Annotated in this window: 15 protein-coding genes; 5 read left to right on the forward strand and 10 right to left on the reverse strand. The window is 39.7% G+C overall.

What is annotated here, in order from left to right; genetic code table 11:
• Nucleotides 1-1,031 precede the first annotated feature (1,031 nt).
• The 4 genes from H5116_RS16325 to gntR all read left to right on the forward strand — a co-directional run bounded on the left by H5116_RS16325 (nucleotide 1,032) and on the right by gntR (nucleotide 5,773).
• Complete coding sequence (locus tag H5116_RS16325) at nucleotides 1,032-2,303, forward strand: O-acetylhomoserine aminocarboxypropyltransferase/cysteine synthase family protein (RefSeq protein ID WP_182716639.1); 1,272 nt, start codon at nucleotides 1,032-1,034, stop codon at nucleotides 2,301-2,303.
• Between the two features lie 258 nt (nucleotides 2,304-2,561).
• Nucleotides 2,562-2,942, forward strand: a complete 381-nt coding sequence (locus tag H5116_RS16330; protein WP_182692377.1) for a BlaI/MecI/CopY family transcriptional regulator — start codon at nucleotides 2,562-2,564, stop codon at nucleotides 2,940-2,942.
• Between the two features lie 11 nt (nucleotides 2,943-2,953).
• Nucleotides 2,954-4,570 (forward strand): M56 family metallopeptidase, encoded by a 1,617-nt coding sequence (locus H5116_RS16335; protein WP_182716640.1) that lies wholly within the window; start codon nucleotides 2,954-2,956, stop codon nucleotides 4,568-4,570.
• 192 nt (nucleotides 4,571-4,762) lie between these two features.
• Nucleotides 4,763-5,773 (forward strand): gluconate operon transcriptional repressor GntR, encoded by a 1,011-nt coding sequence (gene gntR, locus H5116_RS16340; RefSeq protein WP_182681961.1) that lies wholly within the window; start codon nucleotides 4,763-4,765, stop codon nucleotides 5,771-5,773.
• A 109-nt stretch (nucleotides 5,774-5,882) separates the two neighbouring features.
• Here gntR and gntU read toward each other — a convergent pair whose 3' ends face one another.
• On the reverse strand, nucleotides 5,883-7,226 hold the full coding sequence (gntU, locus tag H5116_RS16345) for a gluconate transporter (RefSeq protein ID WP_004586388.1): 1,344 nt from the start codon (nucleotides 7,224-7,226) through the stop codon (nucleotides 5,883-5,885).
• 150 nt (nucleotides 7,227-7,376) lie between these two features.
• Between gntU and H5116_RS16350 the strand changes: the two genes are divergently transcribed.
• Nucleotides 7,377-7,925 carry a gluconokinase gene (locus H5116_RS16350; RefSeq protein WP_182716641.1) on the forward strand — a complete coding sequence of 183 codons (549 nt, stop codon included), beginning with the start codon at nucleotides 7,377-7,379 and terminating at the stop codon, nucleotides 7,923-7,925.
• Between the two features lie 40 nt (nucleotides 7,926-7,965).
• Here H5116_RS16350 and H5116_RS16355 read toward each other — a convergent pair whose 3' ends face one another.
• From H5116_RS16355 to hisD, 9 genes are all read right to left on the reverse strand, one after another.
• Entirely contained in the window at nucleotides 7,966-8,154 is a 189-nt protein-coding gene (locus tag H5116_RS16355; RefSeq protein WP_182716642.1) for a DUF1289 domain-containing protein, read from the reverse strand.
• A 2-nt stretch (nucleotides 8,155-8,156) separates the two neighbouring features.
• Nucleotides 8,157-8,711, reverse strand: a complete 555-nt coding sequence (locus tag H5116_RS16360) for a hypothetical protein (protein ID WP_024597354.1) — start codon at nucleotides 8,709-8,711, stop codon at nucleotides 8,157-8,159.
• Nucleotides 8,712-8,819: 108 nt separating this feature from the next.
• Nucleotides 8,820-9,434, reverse strand: coding sequence for a bifunctional phosphoribosyl-AMP cyclohydrolase/phosphoribosyl-ATP diphosphatase HisIE (hisIE, locus tag H5116_RS16365; RefSeq protein WP_007376299.1), 615 nt, complete (start codon nucleotides 9,432-9,434; stop codon nucleotides 8,820-8,822).
• Nucleotides 9,425-10,204 carry an imidazole glycerol phosphate synthase subunit HisF gene (hisF, locus tag H5116_RS16370; RefSeq protein WP_002960269.1) on the reverse strand — a complete coding sequence of 260 codons (780 nt, stop codon included), beginning with the start codon at nucleotides 10,202-10,204 and terminating at the stop codon, nucleotides 9,425-9,427. Before hisF ends, hisIE begins: the two co-directional genes overlap by 10 nt.
• The gene (locus H5116_RS16375; protein ID WP_182716643.1) at nucleotides 10,186-10,920 is read right to left on the reverse strand and encodes a 1-(5-phosphoribosyl)-5-[(5-phosphoribosylamino)methylideneamino] imidazole-4-carboxamide isomerase; all 735 of its coding nucleotides are present in this window, start codon (nucleotides 10,918-10,920) and stop codon (nucleotides 10,186-10,188) included. Before H5116_RS16375 ends, hisF begins: the two co-directional genes overlap by 19 nt.
• A 33-nt stretch (nucleotides 10,921-10,953) precedes the next feature.
• The gene (gene hisH, locus H5116_RS16380; RefSeq protein ID WP_002960265.1) at nucleotides 10,954-11,544 is read right to left on the reverse strand and encodes an imidazole glycerol phosphate synthase subunit HisH; all 591 of its coding nucleotides are present in this window, start codon (nucleotides 11,542-11,544) and stop codon (nucleotides 10,954-10,956) included.
• Nucleotides 11,541-12,602: a bifunctional histidinol-phosphatase/imidazoleglycerol-phosphate dehydratase HisB gene (gene hisB / locus H5116_RS16385; protein ID WP_008138596.1), complete on the reverse strand. Its 1,062-nt coding sequence runs from the start codon at nucleotides 12,600-12,602 to the stop codon at nucleotides 11,541-11,543. Before hisB ends, hisH begins: the two co-directional genes overlap by 4 nt.
• Nucleotides 12,599-13,708, reverse strand: a complete 1,110-nt coding sequence (gene hisC, locus H5116_RS16390; protein WP_182716644.1) for a histidinol-phosphate transaminase — start codon at nucleotides 13,706-13,708, stop codon at nucleotides 12,599-12,601. The genes hisB and hisC overlap by 4 nt, the downstream gene beginning before the upstream one ends.
• The gene (gene hisD / locus H5116_RS16395) at nucleotides 13,698-14,999 is read right to left on the reverse strand and encodes a histidinol dehydrogenase (protein ID WP_182716645.1); all 1,302 of its coding nucleotides are present in this window, start codon (nucleotides 14,997-14,999) and stop codon (nucleotides 13,698-13,700) included. The genes hisC and hisD overlap by 11 nt, the downstream gene beginning before the upstream one ends.

Genomic DNA, 14,999 nt, shown 5'->3' on the forward strand with positions numbered 1-14,999 from the left:
GAATCGAGCGGTTTATTAAAATAATGACTGAGTTTTAGTAAATGTTCACAGTAGCTTTTACATGTACTTTGTGAATAACCAAGATAGGCTATTTCAGTTTTGACTTGTTCAATGAGTGTATTCATTACTTACCTCCAAATATGGGATAACCCCAAGGTAAGTGTGGCTCAAATGGTCAGAATAGGATCTCCGCGTAGCGGCTTAGTTCAACAATTTAATAGTGCGCTCATCGCCCATATTTCTGCCGACTTAACGCTCATTTATCTACTTTATTTAGTTTTAACAAATAACCTAAAGCATTACTACCACTAAGTTTTTAAAGCTTTAAAGTAAAGTTTAATAGAACAATATGCGCGCGTCGCTTATTTTCATGAATATACGCGCAAAGAGCAGTTTGACCAATCAAGTAACTACGATTTTTAGCCAACCTCAACGATCTGCTGATCGCTCTTAGCTGATCTTAGAAAGAATGCTAGAAGCTTATGGCGTTTGCTCTCTTGTATAAATAACGTTACGCAAATAGCTTCATATAAAACTAAGAGAACCAACTACCTTTCTTATTTAATACAGAGTAAGTTATGAGAATAGAGATGACAGCTAAACCTAGCCCTATAAATATGTTATTAAATGATATGTATGTAGCGCAAATTAATGTCACTCCACAACTCATTTTTATAGCAATATTTCTGTTTGATTTTAACTCGAACATTTTTGACATACTAATAACTCCTTTTATTACACTGCAGGTTTATTGAAGGATACTTTTCTTTTTTATGCTGGAATATCCTTATTTTATGGGCTTCTATTAATAGCAAATTGTGTAAATTATTACCAATAATAAATATTATACTTGGGGTGGGTTATTATATTGTTAGTTAAAGGGCTGACTAGTTGTTATTTAGCCTTTGAATGTCTGCTAATCACCGCCTTTAACTTAAATCAAATCACCTTAACACCCTTAAATATATTTCATGTACATTTTATAACCAAGAAGTGCTAGGTTAGTGGTAAATTAATTGAAGGAAATAATTATGAAATTAGAGTCATTAGCACTGCACCACGGTTACGAATCTGAGCCTACGACCAAATCGGCAGCCGTGCCTATTTATCACACTTCTTCTTATACATTTGACAACACGCAGCATGGCGCTGATTTATTCGATTTAAAAGTACCTGGAAATATTTACACCCGCATAATGAACCCAACCAATGCCGTACTTGAACAACGTATTGCCGCGATGGAAGGGGGCATTGGTGGGCTGGCTGTTGCCTCTGGGATGGCTGCTATTACGTATGCTATTCAATGTTTGTGTGAAGTCGGTACTAACATTGTCAGCACCAGCCAAGTATATGGTGGGACGTATAACTTATTTGCTCATACACTACCTAGGCAAGGTATTGAAGCACGCATGATTAAAGCCGATGACTTTACCGCGTTCGAGAATGCAATTGACGACAACACCCGCGCTGTTTTTTGTGAATCTATTGGTAATCCTGCAGGTAATATTGTTGATATTGAACGTTTAGCACGTATTGCACACAGCAAAGGTGTGCCGCTTATTGTTGATAATACCGTGGCTACGCCGTATTTATGCCGCCCATTTGAGCTGGGCGCCGATATAGTGGTTCACTCACTTACAAAGTATATAAACGGGCACGGTACTGCCATTGGCGGCATGATTGTCGACTCAGGTAAATTTGATTGGAAAGCGAATGCTACGCGTTTTGCAATGATGAACGAGCCTGATCCGTCGTATCACAACGTGGTGTATACCGAAGCCTTTGCTGAAGCTGCATTTATTGGACGCTGCAGAGTAGTGCCACTTAGAAATACCGGCGCAGCGCTTGCACCTAAAAACGCATCTGACATTCTAATCGGCCTTGAAACCTTAGGCTTAAGAATGGATCGCCACTGCGAAAATGCACAGCAGTTAGCTGAATATTTAGAAAACCATCCAAAAGTGCTTTGGGTTAATTACGCAGGGCTTAAATCAAGCCCGTATAACGAAATGAGTCAAAAAATTACCAGTGGTAAAGCATCCGGTATTTTAAGCTTTGGCATTGCGGGTGGTCTTGAAGCAGGCACGCGGTTTATTGATTCGCTAAATATGATTTTACGCTTAGTTAATATTGGCGATGCCAAGTCGCTTGCGTGCCATCCTGCGTCAACTACACACCGCCAATTAAACGATGAAGAGCTAGCTAATGCGGGTGTAAGTCGCGATTTAATTCGTTTATCGGTCGGTATTGAGAACATTGCTGACATAATTGCCGATGTAAGCCAAGCGCTCGATAAAGCATAGTTACCTCACTACCTTTCATAAAAAACTTTAAAGCATAAAAAGCGTTAGTTGAAAATAAACTATCGTTTTTTATGTTTTTCTAAAATCTATTAATAAGTATACCTCTTTATTTTATCTACCTTTTTTATAAAACCTTCCTAAGGCTTTTATATTTTTACCGCTTGTTTTTTATTCACATGTCAATTTTGTATTGACACTAAGATTACTTACTACTACATTTGTAACAGTACCACTACAAGTGTAGTAATAGGAGCGACAATGAAACTTAGTGATTTTGAAATGGATATTATGCAGCTGCTCTGGCAGGAAGAACCCTGTACCGCGAGTCAACTACATAAGGTGCTTTTAGCTGATAAGCAAAAAGATAAAAAAGTAGCCTATACAACAGTTAAAACTATTGTAGATAGGTTAGAACACAAAGGAGCGATTGAGCGTTGTGGACATGAAGGACGAGCTATTATTTTTAGAACAATCGTTACTCAAGACACATTATCGGAGCAAGCTATGCCTAGTTTTATGCAACGATTTTTTAAAGGTAATTCTCGTAGTTTAATTGCCCACTTTATCAAAGAAGAAAAGCTAAATGATGAAGATATAGAATATTTACAAACGCTTTTAAAAAATAAAAAGTTAGATTAAAGGAGAGGGTAATGACGGATTATTTACTAACTTGCACACTTATTAGCTTATGTATTTTGCTTACAGTAAAAGGGCTTAAAAATGCCCCAGCACGATTAAACTTTTACATTTTAATGACTGCCTTGGCATGTTGGTTTGTCCCTTGGCAGTACTTTTCCCAGTTACCCTTATTTGAAGGGGCAAATCGTTACACATTTAACGTGGCGCAATTGATTCCCGATGTTAAAGCACTAATACCAAATGCTGAACAAGTAGCAACTAAGGACGAATTACAAAGCGATATGGGTATATGGGACTTATTGCCATCACTTAGTAATGTTTTTATAGTTTTAGTTTTAGCTGGTTTTGGATTGTTTTCATTACGCGTGAGCCTTTATGTAAAGCTTATAAAAAACTTATACATTAACTCAAAGCCAAGTCCTGAACTTAAACACATTAACAATCAGTATCCAATTAGACTAACAACCCATACAGAGCCTGCTTTTGCTACCGGGTTAATAAAGCCTGTTATTTGGCTAGAGTCGACGATGGTAAATCGTGAAGAATTAGATTCAGTCATTCAACACGAGGTAACTCATTTACAACAAGGTGATATTTATTGGACGTGGCTTATTTGTTTTATAGAAAGCGTTTTTTGGTGGAATCCTATTTGCTTAAAGTTAACTGGTTTAGCAAAAGAGCAACTCGAACTTAGCTGTGATGAGTTGTGTATGCAAAAGCTAAAAGGTAAATACCAATTGGATTTAGCCAGTTTATTGCTACAAGAGCAAAGTGCAAAAAGCTCGCCTAACTTTTTTACCCCCCCACTTTTGAATATTGCTCATTCTAAGAGTTTTAATATTCAGAGGATCAAAATGTTAAACAAGGAAAAAACAATGAAAAGTAAATATTTGGTTATGGTTGCGGCGGCAATGTCTTTTAGTGCTTTAGCTGCAGCGCAAATTGTAGATGGTAGTTCAGATAACAAGCAGCCAAGTAATAATACGTCTCAGGCTCCTGTTAAAAGTGAAGAATATAAACAACAACTTGCACAGCTTCTAAAAAGTGCTGCTGGGGCAAAAAGTGATAACCCTGAACTGTTAAACCAAGCTGCGCAAGGCATACAACAATGGCACTTAAATAGAGATAAACTTGCTGGTTTTGAAGAAGCTGAAATTAAACTACAAAGCTTTAGGCTGCTAGATCACGTTTACTCTAAACTTGAGCAATATGAAGATATACTGAGTGCTTACGAAAAATGGTATGAGCCTGGTAGTAACCCACCTTATTTTTTAAAAAATTCACTAGCAACCGCGTATATACAGCTAGGGCGTTATGAGCTTGCTGTTGCAGAGCTTGAAGATTTATCAAAACAGCTTGAAGGTAAGCTACATGTTGGCTCTGCTGATAACTTAGCACTGGCATACATTTACCTTGATGATTACGATAAAGCGTTAAAAACCCTAGAGAAGGTTGATGCAAAAGACGATGTATACGGCAATATCCTTAAATATTATGTCTATGATAAACAAAATAACCGTAAAAAGATGGATGAAATCAAAAGTAAAATCCCAGAAGCATTTGCAGTTACCCCCGCGTTATTACCACAAAGCGGCCTACCTGGTTCGCAATTGTTGAGATTGCTATAAGTTTTTAATTACGATGAGGCTCGGAGTATCTGAGCCTCTGTTTAATGTTATTGGTACAAATACATAAAAGAGGATAGGTTATTTAAATCTCTGGGTAATCGCTTAGCGATAACCTAAATAAAAATGGCTAAAAGTAGTGATTTTTCACAATAGTTGGTATGTTACAAGTAACATTTTATTTAATTGTGTGTGATGAAAAAAAACAAACGTTCTTCTCTTCAAGATATTGCCGATGCGGTTGGTGTAACCAAAATGACGGTGAGTCGTTATTTACGTAATCCCGAAAAAGTATCAGAGTCTACTCGCACTAAAATTAGTGCAGCTATTGATACGCTAGGTTACATTGCAAATAAAGCCCCTGATTTACTCTCTAATGCTAAAAGCTACTCTATTGGTGTACTAGTCCCATCGTTAACGAACCACGTATTTGCTCAAGTTATAAAAGGTATTGAAGATGTAACAGGGCCTGCAGGATACCAAACAATGTTAGCCCATTATGGTTACAACCCTGAAATTGAAGAAAAACGGGTTGAGTATCTATTGTCGTATCACGTTGATGGTTTAATTTTATCAGAAACCACACACACAGACAGAACGCTAAAAATGATTGAAACGTCAGGCGTACCTGTGATTGAAATAATGGATACTCATCACTCTCCAATGCAGCAAGCGATTGGTTTTGATAACGTTAAAGCCGCTTTTGATATGACGACGGCACTTTTAAATAAAGGCTATCGAAATATTGTTTATATAGGTGCAAGGCTCGATGTACGAACACGCCTAAAATTTCAAGGTTATTCAGATGCTATGTTAGCTAAAGGTTTTACGCCTAAAAGTGTGATGACTGATCAAGCTTCATCTTATAGTTTAGGTGCTGAACTTTTACAAAAAGCGCGTACTGACTACCCAAATACTGACTGTTTGTTTTGTACTAATGATGATTTAGCAATTGGGGCTATTTTTGAATGCCAGCGAAACAACATTTTAGTGCCTAGCCAAATGGGGGTTGTGGGTTTTCATGGCCATGATATTGGCCAAGCAATGGTGCCTCAATTAGCAAGTGTGATCACCCCTCGTTATCAGATAGGTAATGTTGCGGGAAGAGAGTTGTTGAGCCGGATTAATTCAGATTTGGATGCTAGGATTAATTATAAGCAAGTAATTGATACTGGTTATATAGTTCATCTAGGTGAAAGTGTTTAAATACTCTAATTATATGAGCCTAATTACCTGTGCCTAATTACCTGAGCCTAAATAACAAAAGGCTCAGGTAATTTTTATATGTGTGATGATAACTCTACATACTGTAATTTTACAAAAACAGAGAAATAATCATAGCGACAAGTGCGCCAACAGTACCAATAATAGTTTCCATTACCGTCCACGTTTTAAGAGTTTGCATTTCGCTCAAACCGAGATAGCGACTCGCTAACCAAAATCCTGAGTCGTTTACATGGGAGAGCACAATAGAGCCCCCACCAATAGCGATAGTGACAGCGGCAAGCTGCGCTCCATCAAGGCCTAAAGGCTGAAGCATTGGAATAATTAAGCCACACGCTGTAAGCATAGCTACTGTCGCAGAGCCTTGAATAACCCGCACAGCGGCTGATAATACAAAAGCGAGTATTACAATCGGTAATCCTGAGCCAGCTAAGTAATTACCTAGTGCAGTACCTACTCCTGAATCAACTAATACTTGTTTAAATACCCCACCGGCACCAGTGACAAGAATAATAATTCCTGCAGGTTGTAAGGCACTACCACAAATTTCCATGATTCTAGCATTAGGGACACCGCGCCTTGCACCGAGCAAATAAAATGCCATTAGGCAGGCAACTAAAATTGCTGTAAATGGATGACCTATAAAGGCTAACCAATTATATAAATCAGAGTCTTTTTCAACAAAGCGGCTACCAATAGTATTTAAACTAATCATAATTAACGGCAGAGCAATTAAACCTAATGCTAATCCAAAACTAGGCGTCCCTTTACCAACTCTTTGGTTATCGTCGATTTGTTCGTGCTGTGGGAGTTCTACATGAATAGATTTAGAAATAATAGAGCCCCAAATTGGACCTCCTATAATCATTGCCGGTATGGCAGCAATAAGGCCAAATAAAATCATATAACCATAGTCAGCGCCTAATTGAGAGGCAACCAAAATCGGCCCTGGCGCAGGAATAAGAAACGCCTGACAAGACGCTATCCCAGCAAGTAGCCCAATACCAATTTTAACAACGCTGCCACCGCCTTTTCGTACTACAGCAAAAACAATACCGATTAAAAGTACCACGGCTACATCAAAAAAGAGGGGGAGAGCACAAATAAAGCCCGTAAAGGTAAGCGCCCAATTAGCGTTTTTTTCTCCAAAACGGTGTAAAAGTGTGTGGGCAATGCGATCCAGCGCGCCGGTTTCTTCCATTACTTTGCCAAACATGGCGCCTAAAGCGACCACCACCGCAACAAAGCCTAGTGTTCCGGCCATTCCTTTTTGAATTGTAGCGGCAATTATTTCTGGGCTCATTCCTGAGAATAATCCTGCAATCATAGAAACAAGGATCAAAGAGACGACAGCATGTAGTCGTACTTTCATTACTAAAAAAAGCAATAAAAATATGGAGCCTACCGCTGTTAGTATTAATGATAAATCTGACATTTTTCCCTACTTATATTCAGTGTGAATTATGATGTTTAGTGTGTGTTTAACTTCACTTTCGTATTTGTTACGCGTAACATGTTACCCGTAACTCAATATAATATATACATTGAAAATAATTAATTATTAAATTAAGGCGAGGGTAAATACATGAGTAACACAAATGTAGGTCGTATTTATATTGTAATGGGGGTTTCAAGCACAGGAAAGTCAAGTGTGGGTGATGCATTAGCAAAGCGCATTGGCGCTAAATTTATCGACGGAGACGACTTACATCCCAAGGCTAATATATTAAAGATGTCATCTGGGCAGCCTTTAAATGATGCTGATCGTGTGCCTTGGCTCGAAAGAATACGTGATGCTGCATTTAGCATTGAAAAGAAAAATGAAGTCGCGGTAATAGTCTGCTCAGCATTAAAAAAGAAATACCGAAAACAAATATGTGATGGAAATACAGGCATTACCTTTTTACATCTTTTTGGTGATTTTGAGCTGGTTAAAAGCCGTATGCAGGACAGAAAAGGGCATTTTATGCCTGTTGATTTACTCAAAAGCCAATTTGAAGCGCTAGAAGTTCCAAAAGAAGATGAGCCCAATGTTATAAATATAGATATTAATAACTCATTTGAGCAAGTAGTCGAAAGCTGTATTAGCGCAACTAAAATGAATAGCCACAACAAGTTAAAAGTTTTTAGTTAATCAATTAACTGTTACTTTTAACATTTAGGGGCTTTATTTGTTATGAGTTAGCGTCTGCTCGTGGTGTTTCTAAAATCGCTTTTTTTTCATCTTCAGATAATATTATCCAATCAAAAATTTCTTCGTTGGTACGCCCACACCCGGTGCAGTAACCGCTGCGCCTTTCGCATATTCCTAGGCAATCAGTTTTAAATTTAGATGTTTTTTTGTTTTGATTTAATTGGCGCATTATTAAAGTCCTAACGGTGGAGCAATTTCAAAGCGAGTAGAAAACCCATTACCTTCTTGATTGGTAGCAAGTGTAATGACAGGGGTTTTAGTATCAAGTACAAAGGTGCTGTAAATTGAACTTGCTGTTTCTTTTTGGCTTTCCAACCAACCTGTTTTGGTTAAGCATTGGCGCAATTGCTTAGCCAGTTTTTGATGAGACTTTATTGTTTGCGTTTGTGTTTTAACAGGTGTTTGGCATTGGTAGCTTGCTTGCTCTGACTTATTTAAAGTAACTGTACAGTTTGCTCCAATTATATGAGTATTAGTACGCCATTGATTAGTAAACTGGTTATTTACTTTATCTGTTTTGATTGAATTAAAACCAGACTCATAACCATTTATTAGGTTATTTATGGTGCTGCATTCATCGGGTGTTACTGTGGTTTTTACAGACTGATTCGTTGTAGTAGTGGTTGCTGTAGTTGTCGTCTGATTAGTTTTGCTGGTACAGCCCGCTAAAATAAACGCGACGACTAAAATAAATGCGACAATAGAAGGAGTAATATAGTTTTTCATAGTTCACAGTAACCGATTAATTTAGCCACGCACTATATCACACGTGATTTACTGTAAAAATAAAAAAGCCCATATAAATATGAGCCTCTTTGTTAGTCACAACTAATGCTATTTATGGCGACCTTGCAAGCATTTAACTACATCTTCAAGGGCTAAGCCTTGGCGTTGTAGCAATACTGTAAGGTGATAAATTAAATCAGCAGACTCGTTTGTTAGCTCATCGTTATCGTGTTTCATAGCGGCAAGGGCAACTTCTACGCCTTCTTCACCTACTTTTTGACAACTACGGCTTAAGTCTTTTGCAAATAATGACGCTGTGTAGCTTTTTTCAGGGTCGTCATTTTTACGCGCAACAATCACATCTTCTAACTGTGCTAAAAAGCTTAAACTTGGTTTTGCTTCATCACCAAAACAGCTTTGTGTACCTAAGTGACACGTTGGGCCTTCTGGGTTGGCAAGTACTAAAATTGAATCGTAGTCACAATCTGTATGCACAGATACTACGTTTAAGTAGTTTTCTGATGACTCGCCTTTAGTCCATAAACGCGATTTTGAACGCGAGTAAAACGTTACCTTATTGGTATCAAGCGTAACAGCGAGTGCTTCGCTGTTCATAAAGCCTTGCATTAAAATAACACCAGAGCGGGCATCTTGAATAATCGCAGGGATCATGTCACTTTTAGCGAAATCGACCTGAGCTTGGTTTTGTTGTGTTACTTGCATAATCTTGCTGCCACTTGGTTATCTGTTAAAAATTGTTTTAGTTCGCCAATGTTAATCACATTTTTATGAAAAACGCTGGCAGCTAATGCACCATCTACTTTGCTTTGTTTAAATACATCAACAAAATCTTGCATACTACCCGCACCGCCAGAGGCGATTAAAGGAATGTCACACAGCTCGCGAATTTTACTTAGTTGCTCGTTGTCGTAACCGTTACGAACGCCATCTTGGTTCATACAGTTTAATACAATTTCGCCTGCGCCTAGGTCTTGTACGCGTTTAACCCATTCTTGTGTTTTATAGCGCGTACGGCTTGATGCATTAGGATCGCCGGTTAATTGATACACTAAATACTCGCCGGTAATTTCATCAAAAAAGCTGTCAATGCCGACTACAACACATTGCTTACCAAACTCATCGTGTAATTCTTTAATAAGTTCAGGACGCGCAATAGCAGGGCTGTTAATACTGATTTTATCAGCACCGCGCTCAAGTACACGCGCTGCATCAGCCACTGATTTAATACCGCCCGCTACACAAAATGGAATATCGATATTACGTGCAATGCTCTCTACCCAGTTTACATCAAGTAGGCGTTTTTCAACGCTTGCGCTGATCTCGTAAAAAACTAGTTCATCGGCACCGGCTTCGCTGTAAGCTTTAGCCATTGTTAAAATATCGCCAACAATTTCATGGCCTTTAAACTTAACGCCTTTAACTACTTGGCCGTCTTTAACGTCTAAACACGGGATTATGCGTTTTGATAACATGCCAATGCCTCCTCAACGCTAAATGCGCCATCAAGCAATGATTTACCTAAAATAACGCCGCCCACACCCAGCTCTTTAAGCTTTTTAATGTCATCTAGTGAGCTTACGCCACCTGAGGCTTGCACTTTAATTGTGCTGTTATGGTGAGTTAAATCTTCGTAAAGCTCAAACGATGGGCCCGTCATGGTGCCATCTTTACTGATGTCCGTGCATAAAAAATCAATAACACCTAAGCTTACATAAAAATCTACCAGCTCAAGTAAACCAAATTCAGATTCACTTAACCAACCGTGCGTTGCTGGTGCCCAGCCCGTGGCTGTTTTATTTACATCAAGAGCAATTACAAAATGCTCTGCGCCAAATTGCTCAATCCAGGCTTTTACTTGTTCGCGTTTTTCTACTGCCATTGAACCAATAACAACTTGGTTTGCACCGGCTTTAAGCCAATCACTTACATCTTGCTCTGAGCGAATACCGCCGCCCACTTGATACGGTACATTAAGTGCTTTGGTTGCAGCTTGGATATGTTTCCACTGCTTTTTACTTGGATCGCGTGCACCTTCTAAATCAACAAGGTGTAACTTGCCTGCGCCACTGTCGGCGTATTCTTTTAAACGCGCACCAAGTTCGAAAGGGTAAAACTGTGCTGTGTCGTATTTACCTTGGTACAAGCGCACAATTTGATTTTGTAATACGTCTAATGCTGGAATAATCACAAATAATCTCTTTTTTGTTAGTTAATGGGCAGCTTATAACTGCCAATCAACAAAATTTTGTAATAAACGTGCGCCAACTTTTGCGCTGCGCTCTGGGTGAAATTGCATGCCTGCGTAATTGTCTTTAGCAACAATGGCTGAAAAGGTTTGACCATATTCGCCGCTCACTAGTGTGGCGTCGTTTACGGTGTGCGCAAAGCTGTGAACAAAATACACTTGCTCATCAAGCGTAAGCCCTTTAGTTAATGCATGCTCTTTGTTAACGCTTAAGTTATTCCAACCCATATGCGGCGACGTTAAATTGCCTACATCAAGCGCTTTTACTTGCCCTGGTATTTTACCTAGGCACTGTACGTTACCTTCTTCGGTGCTTTCGCACAGTAACTGCATACCTAAACAAATGCCCATAAGCGGGCGCTGGTATTCATTTATAGCTTGTTGCCAGCCGTTATCTACTAGGCGTTTCATAGCAACCGACGCGTGACCTACACCTGGCAATATAGCGCGCTCAAAACCCGCTAATTGCTCTGGTGAAGTAATTACTGTTGGCGTTTGGCCTAAGCGTTCAAACGCAAAGCGTACTGAATTTATATTGGCACAACCGGTATTAATTATGGCAATCATAAACATCCCTTAGAGCTGGCTGTTTGTTGGGTCGTGTCTTGTGCTACGGCCATACGAAGAGCACGTGAAAACGCTTTAAATAAGCCTTCTACTTGGTGATGACAGTTACCGTCGCTTACCGATAAAATAAGGCTAATAGCGGCGTTATCACTTAAGCTTTTGAAAAAGTGCTCAACCATTTGTACGTCTAAGTCGCCTGCTTTTTCGCGGCTAAAGTTAGCGTTTAATACAAATGATGCACGGCCCGATAAATCAATTTGTGCTTCAGCTTTACACTCGTCCATAGGAAGCGCAAAACCATAGCGTGCAATTTGCGATTTAGTGCCAAGCGCTTGTTTAAGTGCGACACCAAGAGCAATACCAATGTCTTCAACAAGGTGGTGCTCGTCTATGTGTAAATCGCCTTTGGCTTTAATGTTTAAACCAATGTTTGCGTGGGTGCGAATTTGATCAAGCATGTGATCAAAAAAGCCAAGTCCGGTGTCTATGCTGCCATTTTTAGTTTGATCTAAGTTTATGGCTACATCAATTTGGGTTTCTTTAGTGTTGCGTGTAACACGACCCTCGCGGTTTGCGGTAGTCAATTTTGTCACTATCGCACTCCAATCGCCGTCGTATAAAATACCTTCACAACATAAGTTTTGAGCAAGGCCAATATCGGTCTGGCGATCGCCAATAACAAAAGAGCGCGCTAAGTCTACTTTGCCAGAGCGCATAAGCTCGGTAAGTAAGCCCGTTTTAGGTTTACGGCAATCACAGTTTTGCTCATCAAAGTGTGGGCAAATTAATACTTCGTCAAAGCTAATGCCTTGGCTTTGCATTATGTCCATCATTTTGTCTTGTGCTATGTCAAAATCAGCAGTAGGAAAGCTATCTGTGCCTAAACCATCTTGGTTAGACACCATTACTAAACGGTAACCTGCGGCTTGTAATTGTAATAACGCAGGAATAACACCAGGTAAAAATGCTAGCTTTTCAAGGCTATCTACCTGTTTGTCGGTAATTGGCTCTTCAATAATAGTGCCGTCGCGGTCTATAAATAAATAGGGGTTACTCATGATACTTCGTTTCCTGCTAAAGATGCTGCGGTAGCCGGCGTTTGTAAGCCATCTAACCAAATTTTTACTTGTTCAAGTTCTTGTTCACTGCCAATTGAAATTCGTAGCCAGTCGTCTTCACCGTATAGTGTAAAAGCGCGCATAACCAAACCTTGCTCAAGTGCAATTTTAAAGTAGTTTTTATCGGCTAATTTTAAAGTAACAAAGTTACCTTCACCAGTGAGAATTTTTAATGCAGCAGGGGAGGCGTTTAGCCAATCTACCAACTTAGCTTTTAAGCTATTTAAAATAGTAACTTGGCGGCGCATTGATGTAATTGCATCGGGTGCAATTGCTTGCGCTGCAATACTTGCTACAACACCTGATACCGGATACGGCGCAATGACTTTACGAATTGGCGCTAGTACGCTCACTTGTGCAAGCGTAAAGCCCGTTCTGAGCCCTGCTAGCGCAAAGGCTTTAGAAAGCGTACGCAAAACCACTACATTACTAAACTCATTAATAAGTTTAGTCGCGCTTTGCTCTGGGCAAAACTCTATATAGGCTTCGTCAACAATAACTAATGCTTTACCTGCAAGTGCTGTTGCAATCGCTTTTACTTTATCAAGTGGCGTTAAGCTGCCAGTTGGATTATTTGGGTTACAAATAAATACCAGCTTTGAGCTGCCAACAGCTGCAACTATTTCATCAACACTGCCACTTAATAATAATTCTTGTGTAAGCGCGTTAATACTAACGTTGTGTGTATCGGCGGTAACTTTGTACATACCGTAAGTTGGTAAAAATAGCGCAATACTATCTTTAGCTGGCTCACAGTATGTGCGCACTAAAAGCTCAATGCCTTCATCTGCGCCGCGCGTCATTAATACATTTTCGCTTTCAAGCTCTGTATAAGCGGCGTAACGGTCAATAACCAGTTGCGGTTGTGGATCAGGGTAGCGATTTAAATCCTCAATACTCAGTTCAAGATTTTTAGCATACGGGCTTTCGTTAGCATTTAGCCACGTAGTACCGGTTAGCTTTTCACTTTTTGCAGAGCTGTATGCAGCAAGGGCTGCAATATTCTTAGGTAATAAGCTAGACGCTTGTGCGCTCTCATTGCTCATTTTTAATTGCCTCTAAACGAATTGAAACCGCATTAGCGTGGGCATCAAGGCCTTCTGCATCTGCAAGTGGTAAAATTGCTTTTGAAAGCTGCGTTAAACCACTTTTAGTAATTGTTTGCACTGTGTATGTACGGAAAAAATCAAGCAAGTTTAAACTCGAGTAAGTTGCACTGTAACCATATGTTGGTAACACGTGGTTAGTACCCGATGCGTAATCGCCTGCAGATTCTGGTGTGTAGTCACCTACAAATACTGAGCCTGCATTTTTAACTTTATCTAGGTAAGGTGTTGCATCGCCTAGTTGTAAAATTAAGTGCTCTGGGCCGTATTGCGCCGATACATCAAATGCTTGTTTAACTGAATCAACTAAAATAAGTGAAGAATTAGCGAGCGCTTGCTCGGCTGTTTCTTTGCGGCTCAAATTAGCTAATTGGCTTGTAAGTGCCTGCTGAGTTTGTTCTATAATACTTTCGCTGTTACATAGTAAAATAACTTGCGAGTCAGCGCCGTGCTCTGCTTGTGAGAGTAAATCGGCGGCTATAAATTCTGGGTTTGCACGTTCATCTGCAATAACTAATACTTCAGAAGGACCTGCTGGCATATCAATTGCCATACCTGGGATAGTTTGCGCAACGAGCTGTTTAGCCATTGTTACGAAGCTATTACCTGGGCCAAAAATTTTGTTTACTTTAGGAACTGATTCAGTGCCATAAGCCATTGCTGCAATTGCGCCTGCGCCACCACTTTCTATCAAAGTAGTAATGCCACATAACTTAGCTGCATATAAAATAGCAGGGTTAATTGCTTTATCACCTTGTACCGGCGTAGCAAGTACAACGGTTTTAGCGCCGCTTAACTGTGCTAATACACCTTGCATAATAACCGACGATGGCAGCGGAGCACTGCCACCGGGTACATAAATACCGACTGCTTCGATGGCTTGATATTTCAGTTCACATACAACGCCTGGTTGGGTTGATAATTTAATATCTTTTGGCAACTGCGCTTCGTGAAAACGTTTAACATTTGCATAAGCGGTGTCAATTGCGTATTTAAGCTCAGCACTTAGTGCTTGCTCAGATGCGTTAATTTCATCTAGCGGTACGCGCAAACGTGGGTTAGCTCTATTATCAAACTCTTTGGCCATGCTAAGTAAGGCCTCATCGCCTTGCTCTTTTACATTAGCTAAAATAGTTTTGCATATTGCTTCAACCTTTGCGCTTACAGAAACTGCAGGGCGCATTAGCGCCGCTGCTTGTACTTGTGAAGATTCCTCATTCCAACGAAGCAT

Source organism: Pseudoalteromonas sp. SG45-2 (assembly GCF_014164115.1).
Lineage (GTDB): Bacteria > Pseudomonadota > Gammaproteobacteria > Enterobacterales > Alteromonadaceae > Pseudoalteromonas > Pseudoalteromonas distincta.